The 15,542-nt window shown below is 41.3% G+C and carries 10 protein-coding genes and 1 pseudogene; 8 read left to right on the top strand and 3 right to left on the bottom strand.

What is annotated here, in order from left to right; all coding sequences use genetic code 11:
- Nucleotides 1–42: 42 nt before the first annotated feature.
- The 5 genes from J2T50_RS05045 (at nucleotide 43) to J2T50_RS05070 (ending at nucleotide 6,804) form a co-directional block, all read left to right on the top strand.
- A complete protein-coding gene (locus J2T50_RS05045) occupies nucleotides 43–612 on the top strand; it encodes a thymidine kinase (RefSeq protein WP_253364325.1) in 570 nt (189 codons plus the stop codon).
- A gap of 9 nt (nucleotides 613–621) precedes the next feature.
- The gene (locus J2T50_RS05050; RefSeq protein WP_253364327.1) at nucleotides 622–1,170 is read left to right on the top strand and encodes a GNAT family N-acetyltransferase; all 549 of its coding nucleotides are present in this window, start codon (nucleotides 622–624) and stop codon (nucleotides 1,168–1,170) included.
- Between the two features lie 83 nt (nucleotides 1,171–1,253).
- Nucleotides 1,254–1,973 (top strand): 2-amino-4-hydroxy-6-hydroxymethyldihydropteridine diphosphokinase, encoded by a 720-nt coding sequence (folK, locus tag J2T50_RS10540; RefSeq protein WP_301282810.1) that lies wholly within the window; start codon nucleotides 1,254–1,256, stop codon nucleotides 1,971–1,973.
- Between the two features lie 727 nt (nucleotides 1,974–2,700).
- A complete protein-coding gene (gene metE / locus J2T50_RS05065; RefSeq protein ID WP_253364329.1) occupies nucleotides 2,701–4,941 on the top strand; it encodes a 5-methyltetrahydropteroyltriglutamate--homocysteine S-methyltransferase in 2,241 nt (746 codons plus the stop codon).
- Between the two features lie 18 nt (nucleotides 4,942–4,959).
- The gene (locus J2T50_RS05070) at nucleotides 4,960–6,804 is read left to right on the top strand and encodes a bifunctional homocysteine S-methyltransferase/methylenetetrahydrofolate reductase (protein WP_253364331.1); all 1,845 of its coding nucleotides are present in this window, start codon (nucleotides 4,960–4,962) and stop codon (nucleotides 6,802–6,804) included.
- A 193-nt stretch (nucleotides 6,805–6,997) separates the two neighbouring features.
- Here the strand turns inward: J2T50_RS05070 and J2T50_RS05075 are convergent.
- Nucleotides 6,998–7,212: pseudogene (locus J2T50_RS05075) on the bottom strand (IS110 family transposase); the annotation flags it as partial.
- Between the two features lie 206 nt (nucleotides 7,213–7,418).
- Nucleotides 7,419–8,795, bottom strand: coding sequence for a glycoside hydrolase family 1 protein (locus tag J2T50_RS05080; protein ID WP_253364333.1), 1,377 nt, complete (start codon nucleotides 8,793–8,795; stop codon nucleotides 7,419–7,421).
- 213 nt (nucleotides 8,796–9,008) lie between these two features.
- On the opposite strand from J2T50_RS05080, the gene J2T50_RS05085 reads away from it, so the two are divergent.
- Together J2T50_RS05085 and J2T50_RS05090 are read left to right on the top strand one after the other, a co-directional pair.
- The gene (locus J2T50_RS05085; RefSeq protein WP_253364335.1) at nucleotides 9,009–10,619 is read left to right on the top strand and encodes a sensor histidine kinase; all 1,611 of its coding nucleotides are present in this window, start codon (nucleotides 9,009–9,011) and stop codon (nucleotides 10,617–10,619) included.
- Complete coding sequence (locus J2T50_RS05090; protein ID WP_253364337.1) at nucleotides 10,616–11,929, top strand: response regulator transcription factor; 1,314 nt, start codon at nucleotides 10,616–10,618, stop codon at nucleotides 11,927–11,929. Before J2T50_RS05085 ends, J2T50_RS05090 begins: the two co-directional genes overlap by 4 nt.
- A 32-nt stretch (nucleotides 11,930–11,961) precedes the next feature.
- Here the strand turns inward: J2T50_RS05090 and J2T50_RS05095 are convergent, their stop codons facing one another.
- Entirely contained in the window at nucleotides 11,962–14,067 is a 2,106-nt protein-coding gene (locus J2T50_RS05095) for a GH92 family glycosyl hydrolase (protein WP_253364341.1), read from the bottom strand.
- Between the two features lie 182 nt (nucleotides 14,068–14,249).
- On the opposite strand from J2T50_RS05095, the gene J2T50_RS05100 reads away from it, so the two are divergent.
- Entirely contained in the window at nucleotides 14,250–15,542 is a 1,293-nt protein-coding gene (locus J2T50_RS05100) for a glycoside hydrolase family 125 protein (RefSeq protein ID WP_253364343.1), read from the top strand.

The raw sequence follows: 15,542 nt of genomic DNA on the forward strand, positions 1-15,542 counted from the left end.
TGATAAAATGGAAAGAACGATTATAAGATTAGGAATGAAAGAATGGCTCAGTTTTATTTTAAATATGGCTCGATGAATTCGGGAAAAACGATTGAAATCCTTAAAGTAGCTCACAATTATGAAGAGCAAGGAAAAAATGTCGTCATCATGACCTCTGCCTTGGATACCCGCGCGGGTTATGGTGTGGTAGCCAGTCGGATCGGTATGAGCCGAGAGGCTATTGCTATCACAGATGATATGGATGTCTATGCCTATATTGAGCAGTTAGATCCAAAACCTTATTGCGTTCTTATTGATGAGGCTCAATTTTTGACCAAACAACATGTCTACGACTTTGCGCGTGTGGTAGATGAATTGGATGTTCCCGTTATGGCCTTTGGCTTGAAAAATGACTTCCGCAACCAATTGTTTGAAGGCTCAGAGCACCTCTTGCTCTTGGTAGATAAAATCGAAGAAATCAAAACCATCTGCCAGTACTGCTCTAAAAAGGCGACCATGGTCTTACGGACAGTGGATGGAAAACCTGTCTATGAAGGGGAGCAAATCCAAATCGGTGGAAATGAGACCTATATACCTGTTTGCCGCAAGCATTATTTTAAACCGGATATGTGAGAGTGAAATATGGAGATTCGTGCTGCGCAGCTGGCAGATGCCGCTCAGTTGTTGGAGATTTACAGTCCTTATGTGACAGAAACTGCCATTACCTTTGAAACGGAAGTTCCGACTGTCTCCGAGTTTGAAAAACGCATTTTAGAGACACAAGAAAAGCATCCTTACTTGGTAGCGGAGGAAAATGGTCGGATTTTAGGCTATGCCTATGCCCATCCCTATTATGGGCGGGCTGCCTATGCTTGGACGGTTGAATTGTCTATCTATGTCGACCAAGCAGCGCGTGCCAAGGGAGTTGGTAGTGCCTTGTATAATGCCTTGGAGGAAGCATTAGCTGAGCAAGGTGTTCTTAATTTTCTAGCCTGTATTTCGTTTCCGAATGAGCCGTCAATCGCTTTTCATCAGAAACGTGGTTATGAGCAAGTGGCGCATTTTAAGCATGTTGGCTATAAGCTGGGAGAATGGCGCGACATTGTCTGGCTACAGAAATCGCTAGGCTGTCCCAAGGAACCGTTGCAACTTGTTGCTCTAAAAACGAAGTGTGAAAATAGCAAGTATTGATAGGATTATCAATGATATTTTGTATATAGTGATAGGTTATTGCTCTATCGTGTAAGTAATAACCTGCATAATAGGAGACAATAATGACACAAGAAGAACGAATTGAGCAAGCCGTTTACCAACTATTAGAGGCGGTTGGTGAAAATCCTGACCGTGAGGGTTTACTCGATACGCCAAAGCGTGTTGCTAAAATGTATGCTGAAATGTTTTCAGGACTTGATAAGGATCCTAAGGATGAATTCACAGCAGTCTTTTCAGAAGGACACAAAGAAGTGGTGCTGGTTAAGGATATTCCTTTTCATTCCATGTGTGAACATCACTTAGTACCTTTTTATGGTGTAGCTCATGTAGCTTACTTACCAAGTAACGGTCGAGTGACAGGTCTGTCAAAATTAGTAGGAAACCTATTTCAAACCAAATTGGTAAGTGTATCCTCTTTTTATGAAACGCCGGCTTGGGGCATGACTGAGCAAGACGATTTTTTAAATGTGGCTGCCTGCTTAGAAACAGAGTTAGGTGCTTTGGAGTTATTGGATGAATGCCAGCGCATTGAAAAAGAACCGGACCGGGTTAGGCATGAACACTGGGGGCCACGTACCATTGATATTGATATCTTGCTCTATGGAGAAGATCGTATGGATCTTGAACGTTTAAGAGTACCCCATCCGTATATGGATCAAAGGGCTTTTGTACTTGTACCATTATTAGAAATTGACCCGACACTAAGCGTGCCAAAAGAATCTAAGACTTATCAGAAATACTTGTCTCAGCTAGACCAATCAGAGATTAAAAAAATCAGTTAGTTGTGTATTTGAAAGCTATTGGTGATGGAAATAAGATAGTATTTAATGATAAACTCTCTCAAAGTGAAATGATGTTGAAGAGTAGCAGGAAGGCTGCGCAAAATTATTTACAAGAGAAATTGATTATGCTATACTAAATGTATGCGATGAGCTGAGTAGTGGTTTTACCACATTCGACGCTAGGGAGGTCGCCAGCATAGCTGGAAAACGCAGGAGCGGACCTTGGTGATTTGTGTGAACCTTTTCACCTCATTGATAAATGCCCTATGTAAAAGGACTAAAGTCTGCTAAGTGCAGGTTTTAGTCCTTTTTATTTATTTAGGTGATCAAATAGTCAGTCACTTAACCTGATAATAGTAGGTTGAGCGAGACAACTTCAGAACATCGAGTAACAGCGTCAGATTGAATTTCTTGCCTAATTCTTGTATGATTTTTGTTGCTTTACGAAGTGAACTGAACAGCATTGATAGCTACTCATCTCACGAATGTGGGACTAATGTGAACATTCACGGTTTACTCATGGAGTTTGTTCCTAAGGGGTCACACTACGGGAACTACTGTTGCACTTAAATTACCAATTGGGGAAATCTGACATATAGCTAAAAACTATACCTTGGGATAAAGGAATAATATAATAAAAACTATTGTAATAGTCTATGTAGTTATTGTAAAATTATTCTCAACAAAAAGGTTATAGTTAAAAAGTATAACCAGATAGGAGGCAACTATGGTAATAGTTTCAAATTTGGGATATCCAAGACTGGGTGAAAATCGTGAGTGGAAGAAATTGATTGAGTCTTATTGGAATGGTGACATTAGCCAAGAAGATTTGTTAGTTCAAGCAAAAGCTTTACGAAAAGCATTCTTAATCAAACAAGAGGAGCTTGGTGTTGATTTAATTCCAGTTGGTGATTTTTCACTTTATGATCATATCTTAGATTTATCTTTTCAATTTAATATTATCCCTGAGCGTTTTGCAGAAGAGGACTATGATTTAGATCTTTATTTTGCCCTCGCACGAGGAAATAAAGATCATGTCGCTTCGGCCATGAAAAAATGGTTTAATACCAATTATCACTATCTTTTACCGGAATGGACGAAAGAAAAACCTAGATTGTCGCATAATCGTCTTTTAGAGCTTTACTTAGAAGCACGTGACTTGATAGGAGACAAGGCTAAGCCAGTTATTACTGGTCCTATTACATATGTCGCTTTATCATCGGGAGTAAGGGATCATACAGCAGCGATTAAGAGTCTCCTACCACTTTATAAGCAGATTATTCAGGAATTGGTTGATGCCGGAGCAAGCTATATTCAGGTTGATGAACCGATTTTTGTAACAGACGAAGGTCATGACTATCTAGAAGCAGCAAAGAAAGTTTATGCGTACTTTGCGAAGGAGGTACCTGGAGCTAAACTGATTTTTCAAACCTACTTTGAAGGTTTAGTATATGCTAAAGTCTTATCAAATTTACCAGTTGCAGCTTTTGGTCTTGATTTTGTTCATGGTTTAGAGGACAATGTGGCTGCGCTAGAAGCTGGATATTTTGCAGATAAGGTTGTCTTTGCGGGGATAGTTAATGGACGTAATGTCTGGGGAACGGATTTGCGGGATTCACAACAATTGCTCGCTAAGATTCAAGAACACGTCAAAGAAGTGGTTATTCAACCATCATGTTCTCTCCTTCATGTACCAGTTACAACGCAAAATGAAACTGGATTAGAACCTGTTTTGAGAGATGGTTTAGCCTTTGCAGATGAAAAGTTACAAGAATTACGTATTTTAGCTGACCAAAGTGGGTTAGTAGAACCTAGCCCAAGCTTTTCTCAAAAAGTGGCAGCTTTTGAAGCTTTACAAGCAGCAGATTTTCGGCATGTGGTCCTAGAAGACCTTAACAGTGTTGCTAAGGAACGTCAGCTTCCGTTTAAAGACCGGTATGCCCTCCAACAAGAAAAACTGAACTTGCCGATTTTACCAACTACTACAATTGGTTCCTTTCCTCAATCAGCTGAAGTCAGACGTACTCGTCTAGCATGGAAGCGTCAGCAGATTTCTGATCAAGAATATGAAGACTTTATTAAATTTGAAATTGCTTGCTGGATTAAGATTCAAGAAGACTTAGACATTGATGTTTTAGTCCATGGTGAATTTGAACGTGTGGATATGGTAGAGTTTTTTGGACAAAAACTAGCCGGTTTTGCGACAACAGCTAGTGGATGGGTACAATCCTACGGGTCTCGTGCAGTCAAACCTCCAATTATTTACGGGGATGTGCAACATATTCAGCCATTAACAGTCAATGAAACTGTTTATGCTCAGAGTCTAACCGATCGTCCTGTCAAAGGAATGTTAACCGGTCCTATCACAATTACTAACTGGTCTTTTGAGCGGACTGATATTCCTCGTCAAGATTTATTTAACCAAATTGCACTTGCTATTAAGGATGAAATCAAACTGTTAGAGGATGCTGGTATTCCTATTATTCAGGTGGATGAGGCTGCGCTTCGTGAAGGACTTCCACTTCGTAAGGCTAATCAAAAAGCTTACCTAGACGATTCTGTTGCAGCCTTCCGTTTGGCAACATCATCTGTTAAGGATAACACTCAAATTCATACCCACATGTGTTATTCAAACTTTGCTGAAATTATCGATTCCATTCGTGATTTGGATGCAGATGTTATTTCTATAGAGACTAGTCGCAGTCACGGGGATATTATTGAAGCATTTGAAACTGCAACTTATCCTCTTGGTATAGGCTTAGGTGTCTACGATATTCATTCACCACGTGTACCCACATTAGATGAGGTAGTTGCCAATATCGAACGACCTCTAAAACAATTATCTATAGAGCAATTTTGGGTAAATCCTGATTGTGGTCTGAAAACACGTCGGAAACCGGAGACAATTGCAGCACTTGAAATTTTGGTTCAGGCTACTAAAAAAGTTCGTAAGCGTTTTGGAAATTAATCTTTGAAAGGAGAAGCAATGGCAAACCTTTTAGAACGATTAAAAAATGAAATTCTTATAGCAGATGGTGCGATGGGGACTCTACTCTATAGTAACGGATTAGATAATTGCTATGAAGTGTATAATTTAACAAATCCAAAGGATATTAAGAACATTCATAAAGCCTATATAGAAGCTGGAGCTGATATTATTCAAACGAATACTTATGGAGCTAAAAGGCATAAGTTGAAAGTTTATGGGTATGAAAATCAGGTTAAAGAAGTGAATGAAGCTGGGGTTCAGTTGGCACGAGAAGTAGCAGGAGAACATACGTTTGTTCTTGGTACTATAGGAGCTTCTAGAGGGATTCGTCAGTGTGATTTGGCTCTGGAAGAAATTGTTGCAGAGACACTAGAACAAGCAGGATACCTTTTAGGAACAGGGTTACTTGATGGCATTCTTTTAGAAACTTACTATGATGTAGAGGAATTACAGGCGGTTGTAAAGGCATTGCGCCCTCTAACAGAACTTCCGATTATTGCAAATATTTCTCTGCAAGAAGTAGGACTAACGGCTTCTGGTCAATCGGTTGTCGAAGTTTTTAGTCAATTGGTCCTGCAAGGAGTAGATTTAGTCGGTCTTAATTGTCATCTAGGTCCCTATCATATGATTCAAGCTCTTAAGCAAATTCCTCTTTTTGCTCAAGCATACTTAGCTGTCTATCCCAATGCCAGTCTTTTGTCATTAGATACAGCAGAAGAGAGTACTTACCAGTTTTCTTCTAACGCGGAATATTTTGGGAAATCAGCAGTGCTATTAGCTAAGGAAGGGGTTCGTCTGATTGGGGGATGCTGTGGGACTACACCTGCTCATATTAAAGCCGCTAAGCGTGCCTTAAAAGGAATGACACCAATTGATAAAAAGCAGGTGACTCCGCTTGTTGAAGAGGCGGAATTATTTCCAAGAAACTCAAAAGGAGAGAGTTTAGTTGATAAGGTGAAACGGGAAATAACGGTTATTGCTGAATTGGATCCTCCGAAAACGCTTGATATAACTAAATTTAAGGAGGGGATTCAAGCATTAGATGCTAGTAATATTGCTGCAATTACCTTTGCTGATAATTCCTTAGCTAGAACTCGGATTTGTAACTTAAGTCTAGCGGCAGTAATGAAAAATAATATTTCTACACCATTTTTACTTCATTTAACTTGTAGAGATCATAATATGATCGGGCTGCAATCACGTTTGCTAGGTATGGATGTTCTAGGGATTGACCATGTTTTAGCTATAACCGGTGATCCATCAAAGATAGGAGATTTTCCAGGGGCTACCAGTGTTTACGATGTTACCAGCTTTAAACTTATTGAATTAATTAAAGGACTCAACAGAGGACAGAGTTATAGTGGAGCGAATTTGAAAAAGGCTACAAATTTTACAGTTGCAGCTGCATTCAATCCAAATATAAAAAATTTAGCTCGCTCTGGTCGATTGATTGAAAAGAAAATTGATTCGGGAGCAGATTATTTTATTACTCAGCCTATTTTTAAGGAAGAGGTAATTGAGGAATTAGCAAAGTTAACATCTAGTTACGAGCAGCCATTTTTCATTGGTATTATGCCGATAACTAGTTATAATAACGCAGTATTTTTACATAATGAGGTTCGTGGTATTGAATTATCGTCAGATTTTTTGAACTCCTTAGAGGCTGTTAAAGATGATAAGGAAAAGTGTCAGGAACTTGCTTTAGAAGAAAGTAAGCGGCTAATTGATGTGGCTCTCCAGCATTTTAATGGCATCTATCTTATCACGCCATTTATGCGATATGATTTGGTTTTAGAACTTAGTGATTATATTGATAAAATAAAGCAAGCGCGAATATTATGAATGAACTCTTTTAGGAAATTTGGATTATTTTACAAATGGGATGTAAAATCGGATAAGGTGCCCCAAGCGTTGCCTATCCGATTTTTTGTGTTTTCTACTACTTGCTAAGTCTCACAAGGAGCTTCATGGAAATAACATGTTGTAGCACCTCGCTCAGAGGTCAAAATCAGTCATTTTTTCAAAATTTGGTTAGGTTGGCAGACTGAAAGCGACGAATCTCCTCTTGTTCCCAATAATGCTTGTAGCAGTTGTCTCCGCAATGCTAGGAATGGCGATTAGCACTTCATATTCTGTTAGTGGCCGAGCTAGAGTTACCATCTCATCTAAGAAAGTTTGTCTTCGTTCAGAAAGTCTAAGCAGTTCTTGGGCATAGTAAAGAACCTCTTCTATTATAGGAGAGGTTTTTTGACGGCACTGTAAGACTAAGACCGGTGCGCCAGTAGATATAGTGATGCCGTTTCAATACACGACGTCTTGGGGCGCACATACCTTGATAACATTCCCTCTAAAATATCCACCGCTTAACAAGAGACCTCGACTTTATCATAAAGAAAAAGTAGCGAGTAATTTCTCCTGTTGGAGATTTTCTCACTACTAATCTTAATATGCTTTAGTTAAAATCCGTTGTTTTGGCTTAATTCTTTGAACCAATATCCAGATTTTTTGATGTGGCGACTTTGGTCGGTTAGGTCGAGTTGAACCAATCCGTAGCGGTTTTTATAGCTGTTGAGCCAAGACCAGCAGTCTATGAAGGTCCAGACAAGGTAGCCCTTGCAATTGGCTCCTTCTTGGATAGCGCGGTGCAATTCAGTCAAATGGCCTTTGATGAAATCAATCCGATAGTCATCTTGAATGGTATTGTCTACTAGGAATTTTTCTTCGCCTTCCACGCCCATGCCATTTTCTGTCAGAATCCACTCGATATTTCCATAGTGTTCTTGAATATTTTTAGCGATATCATAGACCCCTTTTTCATAGATTTCCCAACCTCGGTGAGGATTCATCTTGCGACCTGGCATTTGGTAGTGGTCATAGTAGAATTCTGGGAAGAATGGGGAGTCGGGATGGGGCAGATATTTTGGTGCTGCCACGCGAAGTGGTTGGTAATAATTAACGCCGAGGTAGTCTACCGTGTGATTTTTGATGGTAGCCAAGTCTTCTTCAAGAAATTCAGGCAACAAATCATGGTGTCGGATAATCTCTACTAACTCGGGTGGATATGTGCCTTTTACAGCTGGGTCCAAAAAGGACTTGGCCTGGAATAATTCGGCAATCCGCGCTGCTTTGACATCGGCGGGGTGCTGACTGCGTGGGTAGGCAGGAGTCAAATTTAAGACGATACCAATTTTCTTATCAGGATTGACATCGTGGCAGGCTTTCACGGCTAGGGCCGAAGCGAGTTGGGTGTTAAAGGCGACTTGCACACCAGCTTTGGCATCAATGACAGCTGGATAATGAAATTGGTAAAAATAGCCACATTCGACAGGGACGATGGGTTCATTAAAGGTAATCCATCGGTCTACCCAGTGGTTAAAGTGCTCAAAGCAAGTACGCGCATAACGCTCGTAGGCTAGGACCGTTTCTCGCTTGGTCCAGCCGCCTTTTTCCTCCAGTGCCATGGGGAGGTCAAAATGATAGAGATTGACAAAGAGTTGGATACCTCGCTCTTTGACGCCACGAAAGACTCTCTCGTAAAATTCAAGAGCAATTGGATTGATCGCTCCATCTCCATCAGGAATCAATCTGCTCCATTGGATAGATGTACGAAAGGCTGTGTGGCCAGTTTCTACGAGCAAATCCAAGTCTTCTTCGACGTGTTGGTAGAAAGTGGAAGTCGTTTCAGGACCGATTTCCTGATGAAATTTTGCGGGTTCGATTCGGAACCAATGGTCCCAAGTGTTGTCGCCTTTTCCATCTCCAACTACTCGGCCTTCCGTTTGTACCCCCGAAGTCGAAGAACCCCAGAGAAAATCTTTAGGAAATTGAATCATATTATCACCTCAGTATTCGTCTCTCTGTTTTATCTTAGCACATGGTTGAAAAAAAGAATTGTACAAATAATACCAAGCATTCTACAAAATATAGGACTATGTCGAGCTTTACGGAGTGCCTGTATTTTAATGGTATAATAGTCCTATAATATGGAATTGTAAAACGATTTCAGTTAGTGTAAGATAAAAAGGTGTCATCAAAGAGGGGGGCTTATGAGAAAATTCTTGATTGATTCGCTCTTACGACTATATTCGATTATTACCATTTGTATCTTGTTAGTTTTTGCAGGTGTCATCTCTATCAACAATAGCCAAGCCTATTACAGAGACCTGGAAAAAATGCAGATAGATTTGGCGACCCAGTTGGAGTCAGATGCCAATCGCATGTACAGTATGGCATCGGAAGAGATTTATGATATTTTCCATAACGACATTCGTTTAGAAGGAGTTTACAAATATTTTGAATTGTCTCCTGGAGAGTACGCAAAATGGAATCTAGACCAGTCAGATAGTTGGTTGGCCAATCCATCCCTCCATCAAAACATCGCAGACATTTACCGGAGAAATGAGTTTATCAAGGGCATTGATATTGCGCTGACAAGTGGGAAAACGGTGTTCGTTTCAACCAGTCTGATGAAAAATGGCCGACAAATTCCTGCAGCAGCCTACCACAAGCCCCCAAATTCCTTTTCTATTGCTGTCCATAGCCAGCAAAATTTTGAGGTCATTGCTATTGTCTATATCACGGTTGATACCTCTTATTTTGAAAATTTAGTCCTTGATCGGACTGACCTCCCGGTTTATGTCAACATTCGCTTAAATGATTCTCCCTTTTATCACCTGCGTACCGCCGAGGACACTCGACTGTATGAGCAAAATCTAGGAAAGCGTTCTAGAGTACAAATCGGTGTGAAGCGATCGGATATTCGGATGGATATTGTCAAACTGGTAGGTGGCATTACTTGCCTGAGCTTGATTGTCGGTATCTTACTCTTACTCATCTTGCAACGGGTATTTGCCAATTATGGCAATCAGGTGAGTGACTTGGTAGAGACCATGCAAAATATCACCGGACGGGACCGTGATTTACGGATTAATCTAGAACATAAGCGGCGAGAATTGCTGACGATTTCAACTAATATCAATGAAATGTTGGACTATCTGGAGGAATCAAATCGAGAAATCTATAGCTTGGAGTTGGCCCAGCAGGAGGCGAATTTACGAGCCTTGCAATCGCAAATCAATCCTCACTTTCTCTATAATACGCTGGAATTTTTCCGGATGTATGCGGTCACGCATGACCAGGATGAATTGGGGGATATGATTTTTGAGTTTAGTAGCTTGATGCGCAACAGCATTTCGCAAGAAAAGACGACGACCATCCAACGTGAGCTGGAGTTCTGCGAAAAATTTTCTTATATTTGCCAGCTACGCTTTCCAAAATCTATTGCCTACGCTTATCAGGTGGCAGCAGATTGCCGTGATGTGGAAATTCCTAAGTTTGCTGTACAACCACTGATTGAGAATTTCTTCATCCATGGGATGGATTATAAGAAAAAATCCAATGCAATTAGCGTTAAAGTTTACCGCGAACAATCAGCGGTTTGTATCTTGATTCGGGATAATGGGAAGGGAATGCCAGCCGATACCTTGGCGGAATACCAAGAAATGGTGGCAACGGATCGATATCTAGAGACTAATTCTGTAGGTATCCAGAATATTCATCAGCGACTTCGTTTGTATTTTAAGGATGCCTACCAGATGGAAATTAAAAATAGTCCCTTTGGTGGACTGACCTATTTGATTAGAATTGAGGGAGTATGAAATTGCAAAAAGTAATGTTGGTCGATGACGAATATATGATTGTAGAAGGGTTGAAAAAATTGATTCCCTGTGAGGAGTTGGGACTTGAAATCGTCCATACGGATGAAAATGCAGAGTCAGCCTTAGACTACCTAGCCCAACATCCAGTGGATATTGTGATTACAGATATTTCCATGCCGGACATGACGGGTTTAGAGATGATTGCAGAGTTGAAAAAGCGCTCTCCCGAGACGAAGTGTATTGTCTTGTCTGGCTACCAAGATTTTAACTACGCTCGTCAGGCAATTTCTCTTGGAGTAGTGGATTATCTGGTGAAGCCAGTTGACTGTGCGGCTTTAACAGATATCTTGGCGCGGTTGGTGGCTAATCGTCGTCAGGGCAATTGGTCTTGGGCGCGTGAATTTTTGGCAGGCCACGAAGAGAGTCTAAAGCATGTGGATATGGACCAGTTTCAAGACAAGACTTTCTATTTGACGGCGGGACATACGCTGCAGGTGGAGGCTATTTGCCAGCATGAAGCGACGGTCTTGGGTAAAAAAATTGTACTTGCTCTATGGCAAGAAAAACCAGAAGGAAACTTTTTGTATGTGGAGGAATGCCAATTTTCAATTGAGCAGATTCACGATATCTACAAAGAAGTGCAGCAATATTTTTATTACGCGGATACGCCAATTCGAGCAGATAGTGACGCGCAAGATCCCTATAAACTTTTGTCGGATAAATTAACAACGGGACTCTTTTCGGACTTTGTCAGCTTGTTGCCAGAAGTTGCAGGCATGCTAAAAGCACGAAAAATGCCCATGTATCTCACGCAGCAAATCTTCGTTCAACTCATGTCAGAAGTTTACCAGCATCTAAATAAGTTTGATACGGACAATTTCCACATTGTAGTGGATGCTATTCATTCATACCATAGTCTTGAGCAGATGCTAGATTACGTACGCGATGAGGTCAATGCTCTCTGTCAAGCGCATCGTTACAGCGCCCATGTCACAGCTGTTTTGAAAATTGTCAGCGAAGATTACCAGCAGGAATTGACGCTGAAAATGATGAGCGATCGTCTTTTCTTAAATGCCGTCTACCTCGGGCAAATTATCAAAAAAGAAACAGGTGCTCCGTTTTCAGAGTTGCTCAATCGTCAGCGTATCAAGGTTTCGCAACAATTATTGATGACAACGGATAAGAGTATTGAAGAAATCTGTTTCCAAGTTGGGTACAATAATGTCGGCTACTTTTATAAGATATTCAAGCGTTTCTGCAACGAGTCACCGAAAGTGTATCGTGAGCAATTGGAAGCGGCTAAGGCATAAGAAAATCTCTCAAATCATTGAGAGATTTTTTCTTATGGAAAGATAGAGCGACTAAAATCAATTCGCTGCGCTTTGAGTAATTGGTCGTGCTGGATAGAGTGAACAGCCTTACCATCTATCGTCGTTTTTGCAAGAAATTGGAAATGTTCGTAGGCATTCTCACAATGAAGTGTGAGCCAGTTTTTAGTTTGTGACACATAAATTTTTACTTCCTCAAAGAGTGGCAAACCGAGCTGGTAGTCGCCATTTCCTGGACAGACAGGGTAAAATCCGAGACAGGACCAGATATACCAAGCAGACATGGAGCCGTTATCTTCATCGCCTGGATAGCCATCAAAGCTTGGTTTGAAGAGTTGATTTCGTGCTGCATGGAGCAAGATGGCGGTGTATTCGGGTTTGTCAGTCCACTGGAAAAGATAAGGAATGTGAAAACTAGGCTGGTTGGATAGGGCGAATTGCCCAAATTCAACTTGAGCCATTTCACTCATTTCATGGATTTCATATCCGTAGCCCTCAACAGAAAAAGTAGGGTCGTCCTTGCAGAGCTTGAGGAGGTAGTCGAGAAAGGCTTCCTGTCCACCCATCAAGTCTATCAATCCCTTTATATCGTGGAGAGGGGCAAGACTGGCTTGAACAGCTGAGCATTCTGCGTAATCTCTCCCCCAAGTATAAGGATTAAAATCATCGCGGAATTGCCCTTGTCGATTTTTTGAGCGGATATAGCCCTTTTTAGAATCAAATAATTGCCGGTAACCGAGACTTTTTTCCAAGTATGTGTCTGTGATTTCTGGCTGAATATGACTGGCTACCTTGCCTATGCAGTAGTCACTGTAAGCATAGTCCAAGGTATGACTGACGCTTTCGTGTAAATCATTTGGCAGGTAACCATATTTCTCAAAAACATCAGCTCCGTGACGGCCGTAACGAAGAGTCGGATCAGGAGTTTCTCTGGTCTTTATCATGGCTTCCAATAATTGTGGCATGAGGTCAGGTCGCAGACCTTTTTGGCAAGCGTCAGCAATGACGCCATCTACCAGAGTTCCCGGCATGATACCGCGCTCATCTGGCGACAACCATTTTGGTAAATAGCCTGTATCGTGGTAGAAAGTTAAAATACCTTCTAAAAATTGCTCCAAATAATCACTGTAGCAGAGACTTAGTAGCGGGTAGTTGGAACGGAAAGTATCCCAGTAACCATTATTGGTAAAAAATTTTCCTGGTCGAGCAGATTGACTAGTTGTGTCATAATGCCATGCTTTTCCTTTTTCATCTAGTTCGTAGAAGGTTTGAGGGAAGAGTAGGGTGCGGTAGAGGCAGTGACCAAACATATCAGTAGAAGCAGTGCCTTTTTTTGTAACTTGAATCCGGTCTAGCAACTGTTGCCATTTTGCTTGGGTGGCAAATGCTTCTGTCGCGAAGTCTTGGATCTGGCTCAGGTTGAATTTGGCCTGTTCTGGGCTGATAAAGGAGGTTGCCAGTCGACAATGAACAGACTGACTGGAAAATCCAAGCAAGGTATGCAGTTCTTGACCAGTCAATTCTTCCTTTTTCTCCGCATCTAAATTCTCAAAAAATTGGATTGGTTGGTCAAAGCAGAACCGGACATACATGGCGAAATGTGGATCTTGCGTCTCACTAGCATTTTCCAAACGGGCCTGAATCGTAAAGTCATCAACCTGCAGGTAACTGCTCAGTCCAGGTGCATAAAGCGCTAGTTGAATAGCATCTTCGGCCTCCATGTGGAGACAAGCACCGTACAAGGTTGGGACCAATTCGGTATTTAGCTGATAACGCGTGGAATCAATCTGCAAGCAGTGCGGTGAGAAGATAGCCCAATCGCGATGATAACTCGATTGACGGAAAAAAATGTCTGTTGACTTAGGACGACTCGTCATCGGTGTCATTAACAGCCAAGAAAAATCTCCCAACCAAGGACTCGGTTGGTGGGTCAACCGAATGCCTTGGTAAACCGGTTCATGAGGATTGAAAAACCAAGAACCCTTATCATGGTTTGTCTGTAGTGCAAAATAATTCATTCCAAAAGGATAACCCGTCAGGGGAAGGGTATTGCCATTTGAAAAGGCATGGCTATTGTAGGTTCCAACTCGGGTATCAATATCTGTTACCAAAATACTCATAAATATATCCTCGGTTTTGTAGATTTTTCCTTATTTTATCATGTTTTTACGGCGAAAAATGCCTGAACAAATGAGCTGAAAAGTTTTGTAGAAGAAAGTATTTAATTTGTGTATGACGAATTTTGGCTTGGTTTATTAAACTATACTTGAGATAGAGTCAAACCTTAGATTTGGAGGAATTTATGTTATATACAAAAGAAAAAGTGGACAAATGGTTGCAAGAAATTATTGAAAAAACCAGTGACCATCCTGCTTGGGGGAAAGTCTTCAGTCGTTGCTACACGGACACTTTGGATAATACTGTTAAAATTTTAGAAGATGGAACGAGTTTTGTCTTGACCGGTGATATTCCTGCCATGTGGCTACGGGATTCGACTGCCCAGCTCAAACCTTACTTGTTCTTAGCCAAGGAAGATGAAAAACTTCGAGCAACGATTTTGGGTTTGGTCAAACGTCAAATTCGGTTGATTTTAAAAGACCCTTACGCCAATTCTTTCAATGAAACAGACAATTGGAATGGTCATCACGAAACTGACCACACAGACTTGACTGGCTGGGTTTGGGAACGCAAGTATGAAGTGGACTCGCTTTGTTATCCGCTGCAATTAGCCTATTTGCTGTGGAAGGTGACAGGAGAATCAGCTCAATTCGACCAGGAGTTTTTCCAAGCCTTGGAGCTGATTGTGACTGTCTGGGAAACGGAGCAAGATCATGCAGCGAAGTCAAGTTACCGTTTTGTCCGTGATACAGACCGTCAAGAAGATACATTGGTCAATGATGGGATGGGGCCAGAATGCGCCTATACTGGTATGACGTGGTCTGCCTTTAGACCGAGTGATGATGCCTGCATCTACCCTTATCTCGTTCCGTCCAATATGTTTGCTGTAGTAGTATTGGAATACGCGATGGAAATCTTGCCAGCCATGTCGAACAGTTTAGATCTGACTCTTTTAGAGCGGATTGATAGTCTTCGTAGTAGCATTGATGCGGGGATTATGGAGCATGGTCTGACCAAGAATGCAGCTGGGGAAACCGTTTTTGCATTTGAGGTGGATGGACTTGGACATGCTTCGATTATGGATGATCCAAATGTACCAAGCCTGCTTGCGGCACCGTATTTGGGCTATTGCTCGATTGATAATGAGATTTACCAAGCCACTCGAAAAACTATTTTGAGTCCTGAAAATCCCTATTACTACGAAGGAAGTCACGCTGCTGGTCTAGGTTCTAGTCACACATTTTATCGTTACATTTGGCCAATTGCTTTGTCTATTCAGGGGCTGACAACGAGAGACAAGGATGAAAAAGCACGTATCTTGGACTTGTTGGTTGCCTGCGATGGTGGAACAGGTGTCATGCACGAAAGTTTCCATGTAGACGATCCAAGTCTCTACTCACGTGAATGGTTCTCATGGGCCAATATGATGTTTTGTGAATTAGTGTTGGATTATTATGATATGAAAGTGGAGGTGTAA

Source organism: Streptococcus gallinaceus (assembly GCF_024170225.1).
Lineage (GTDB): Bacteria > Bacillota > Bacilli > Lactobacillales > Streptococcaceae > Streptococcus > Streptococcus gallinaceus.

Coding starts and splice junctions, on each gene's coding strand:
- J2T50_RS05085 (WP_253364335.1), top strand. CDS start 9,009: ATGAGAAAATTCTTGATTGATTCGCTCTTACGACTATATTCGATTATT.
- J2T50_RS05070 (WP_253364331.1), top strand. CDS start 4,960: ATGGCAAACCTTTTAGAACGATTAAAAAATGAAATTCTTATAGCAGAT.
- folK (WP_301282810.1), top strand. CDS start 1,254: ATGACACAAGAAGAACGAATTGAGCAAGCCGTTTACCAACTATTAGAG.
- J2T50_RS05080 (WP_253364333.1), bottom strand. CDS start 8,795: ATGATTCAATTTCCTAAAGATTTTCTCTGGGGTTCTTCGACTTCGGGG.
- metE (WP_253364329.1), top strand. CDS start 2,701: ATGGTAATAGTTTCAAATTTGGGATATCCAAGACTGGGTGAAAATCGT.
- J2T50_RS05095 (WP_253364341.1), bottom strand. CDS start 14,067: ATGAGTATTTTGGTAACAGATATTGATACCCGAGTTGGAACCTACAAT.
- J2T50_RS05045 (WP_253364325.1), top strand. CDS start 43: ATGGCTCAGTTTTATTTTAAATATGGCTCGATGAATTCGGGAAAAACG.
- J2T50_RS05090 (WP_253364337.1), top strand. CDS start 10,616: ATGAAATTGCAAAAAGTAATGTTGGTCGATGACGAATATATGATTGTA.
- J2T50_RS05100 (WP_253364343.1), top strand. CDS start 14,250: ATGTTATATACAAAAGAAAAAGTGGACAAATGGTTGCAAGAAATTATT.
- J2T50_RS05050 (WP_253364327.1), top strand. CDS start 622: ATGGAGATTCGTGCTGCGCAGCTGGCAGATGCCGCTCAGTTGTTGGAG.